The organism is Mesorhizobium sp. M2A.F.Ca.ET.042.01.1.1, from assembly GCF_003997405.1.
Classification (GTDB): Bacteria; Pseudomonadota; Alphaproteobacteria; order Rhizobiales; family Rhizobiaceae; genus Mesorhizobium.
In genome coordinates this window covers 1-3964 of record NZ_RZRX01000388.1, presented here as the reverse complement: position 1 = coordinate 3964, position 3964 = coordinate 1, and the positions used below count along the sequence as shown (strand labels likewise).

General features: G+C 63.3%; 1 protein-coding gene. It reads right to left on the bottom strand.

What is annotated here, in order from left to right; translation table 11 throughout:
• Window positions 1-3786, bottom strand: a 3786-nt coding sequence (rpoB, locus tag EOA23_RS32340) for a DNA-directed RNA polymerase subunit beta (RefSeq protein ID WP_127307060.1), incomplete at its 3' end; no start/stop codon positions are given.
• Between the last annotated feature and the right edge of the window lie 178 nt (window positions 3787-3964).

The following is a 3964-nucleotide window of genomic DNA, read 5'->3' as shown; positions in this document are numbered from 1 at the left end:
GTCCACCAGGTGATGCAGCTTGAGCATATAAATATAGCCCATCGTCACCTTGCGATCGAACGGCTCGCCGGTGCGGCCGTCATAGAGCTGCGACTGACCGCTGGTGTGCAGGCCCGCCTGCTCCAGCATGGTGTTGATGTCGACCTCATGCGCGCCGTCGAACACCGGTGTCGCGATGGAGACGCCGCGGCGCATCTGCTCGCTCAGGCGAACGATGCTCTCGTCGTCATAGTCGCGGATCGGCTCGTTGCGGTCGTTGGCCGGCATGAAGCTTTCCAGCGTCTTGCGCAGCGGCTTGATGTCGCCGCCGCCCTTATACGCGTCGATCAGCTCGCCGATCTTCCTGCCCATGCCTGCGCAAGCCCAGCCCAGATGCGTTTCCAGGATCTGGCCGACATTCATGCGGCTCGGCACACCCAGCGGGTTGAGCACGATATCGGCATGCGTGCCGTCCTCGAGGAAAGGCATGTCCTCGACCGGAACGATGCGCGACACGACACCCTTGTTGCCGTGACGGCCGGCCATCTTGTCGCCCGGCTGCATCTTGCGCTTCACCGCCACGAAGACCTTGACCATCTTCATGACGCCCGGAGGCATTTCGTCGCCGCGCTGCACCTTCTCGACCTTGTCCATGAAGCGCTGCTCGAGCGCCTTCTTGGACTCGTCGTACTGGCCGCGCAGAGCCTCGAGCTCGCCCTGGAGTTTCTCGTTCTCCACGGCGAACTGCCACCACTGCGAACGCGGATACTCGTCGAGCGTGTCCTTCGACAGCTTTGAGCCCTTCTTGAAGCCCTTCGGCCCGGCGATCGCTTCCTTGCCGACCAGCGTGTCGGAAAGACGCGCGTAGACGTTGCGGTCGAGGATCGCCTGCTCGTCGTCGCGGTCCTTGGCCAGACGCTCGATCTCCTCGCGCTCGATCGCCATCGCGCGCTCGTCCTTCTCCACGCCGTGGCGGTTGAACACGCGCACTTCGACGACCGTGCCGAAGGTGCCCGGAGGCATGCGCATGGAGGTGTCGCGAACGTCAGAGGCCTTTTCGCCGAAGATGGCACGCAGAAGCTTCTCTTCCGGCGTCATCGGGCTTTCGCCCTTCGGTGTGATCTTGCCAACCAGGATATCGCCCGGCTGCACTTCGGCGCCGATATAGACGATGCCTGCCTCGTCGAGGTTCTTCAGCGCCTCTTCCGAAACGTTCGGAATGTCGCGCGTGATTTCCTCCGGCCCGAGCTTGGTGTCGCGCGCCATGACCTCGAACTCCTCGATGTGGATCGAGGTGAAGACGTCGTCGGCCACGATGCGCTCGGAGAGCAGGATCGAGTCCTCGTAGTTGTAGCCGTTCCACGGCATGAACGCGACCAGCACGTTGCGGCCGAGCGCCAGATCGCCGAGCTCGGTCGACGGACCGTCGGCGATGATGTCGCCCTTGTTGACGCGGTCGCCCATGCGCACCAGCGGACGCTGGTTGATGCAGGTGTTCTGGTTCGAACGCTGGAACTTCATCAGCCGGTAGATGTCGACGCCCGACTTGCCGGGATCGAGATCTTCCGTGGCGCGGATGACGATACGGGTCGCGTCCACCTGATCGACCACGCCGCCGCGGCGGGCGCCGATGGCAGCACCAGAGTCACGGGCAACGACCGGCTCCATGCCGGTACCGACGAACGGCGCCTCGGCGCGCACCAGCGGCACGGCCTGACGCTGCATGTTCGAGCCCATCAGCGCGCGGTTGGCGTCGTCGTTCTCGAGGAACGGGATGAGCGCTGCCGCGACAGACACCATCTGCTTCGGCGAGACGTCCATCAGGTCGACGTTCTCGCGCGGCGCCATCATCACTTCGCCGGCGTTACGGCAAATGACGAACTCGTCGACGAAGCTGCCGTTCTTGTCGAGCTCGGCGTTGGCCTGCGCGACATAGTGCTTGGCCTCTTCCATCGCCGACAGGTAGACAACCTCGTTGGTCAGCTTGCCGTTCACGATCTTGCGGTACGGGCTTTCGATGAAGCCGTACTTGTTGACGCGCGCGAAAGTGGCCAGCGAGTTGATCAGACCGATATTCGGGCCTTCCGGCGTCTCGATCGGGCAGATGCGGCCGTAATGCGTCGGGTGCACGTCGCGCACCTCGAAGCCGGCGCGCTCGCGGGTCAGACCGCCCGGTCCAAGCGCCGAGAGGCGACGCTTGTGGGTGATCTCCGACAGCGGGTTGGTCTGGTCCATGAACTGCGACAGCTGCGAGGAGCCGAAGAACTCGCGCACGGCCGCCGCCGCCGGCTTGGCGTTGATCAGGTCCTGCGGCATGACCGTGTCGATCTCGATCGAGGACATGCGTTCCTTGATCGCGCGCTCCATGCGCAGCAGGCCGACGCGGTACTGGTTCTCCATGAGCTCGCCGACCGAGCGCACGCGGCGGTTGCCGAGATTGTCGATGTCGTCGATCTCGCCCTTGCCGTCGCGCAGCTCGACCAGCGTCTTGACCACGGCCAGGATGTCTTCCTTGCGCAGCACGCGCACGGTATCCTCGGCCTTGAGCTCGAGGCGCATGTTCATCTTGACGCGGCCGACGGCCGACAGGTCATAGCGCTCGCTGTCGAAGAACAGCGAGTTGAACATGGCTTCGGCGGTCTCGAGAGTCGGCGGCTCGCCCGGGCGCATGACGCGGTAGATGTCGAACAGCGCGTCCTGGCGGCTCTCGTTCTTGTCGACGGCAAGCGTGTTGCGGATGTAGGCGCCGACATTGACGTGGTCGATGTCCAGGATCTGGATCTCTTCCTCGCCGGTGCCGAGCAGCACCTTCAGCGTCTTGTCGTCGATCTCGTCGCCGGCTTCGAGGAATATCTCGCCGGTGGCGTAGTTGACGATGTCCTCGGCAAGGTAGTTGCCGAGCAGGTCCTCGTCGGTCGCCTTGATGGCCTTGAGGCCCTTCTCGCCGAGCTGGCGGGCCTGGCGCGCGGTGATCTTCTTGCCGGCCTCGACAACGACTTCGCCCGTGTCGGCGTCGACCAGGTCGCCGACAGCCTTGAGGCCGCGGAACCGCTCGACATTGAACGGAATGCGCCAGTGGTCGCCGGAGCGCTTGTAGGTGATCTTGTTGTAGAAGGTCGACAGGATCTCCTCGCCGTCCATGCCGAGCGCCATCAGCAGCGACGTCACCGGGATCTTGCGGCGGCGGTCGATACGGGCGTGCACGACGTCCTTGCTATCGAACTCGATGTCGAGCCACGAACCGCGATAGGGGATGACGCGCGCAGCAAACAGCAGCTTGCCCGACGAGTGCGACTTGCCCTTGTCATGGTCGAAGAAGACGCCCGGCGAGCGGTGCATCTGCGAGACGATGACGCGCTCGGTGCCGTTGACGATGAAGGTGCCGTTCGACGTCATGAGCGGCATGTCGCCCATATAGACGTCCTGCTCCTTGATGTCCTTGATCGACTTCGCGCCGGTATCTTCGTCGATATCGAACACGATGAGGCGCAGCGTCACCTTGAGCGGCGCAGCATAAGTCAGATCGCGCTGACGGCATTCGTCAACGTCGAATTTCGGTGCCTCGAACTCATACTTCACGAACTCCAGCATGGAGGAGCCGGAAAAGTCGGAGATCGGGAAGACCGACTTGAAAACGGCCTGCAGCCCTTCGTCCGGACGGCCGCCCTTGGGCTCGTCCACCATCAGGAACTGGTCATAGGATGCCTTCTGAACCTCGATCAGGTTCGGCATCTCCGCAACTTCCGGGATCTTTCCGAAGAACTTGCGTACGCGTCTGCGGCCATTGAAAGTCTGGGTCTGGGCCATCGTCGCTCCTTAGCTCTAAACTCGGGACGAACCTCGCCGCGGCTCGCCTTGCACCAACGGGCCGCCTCGGCGGCTGCCCCTATCTGTTTTCCGGCCTCCCTTGCCAACAGCTTGGCGGGTACCGGCTAAAACGGGAGAAAACCCGTTTCCGGAAGGGCGCTTTTCGGCCCTCAGGAAA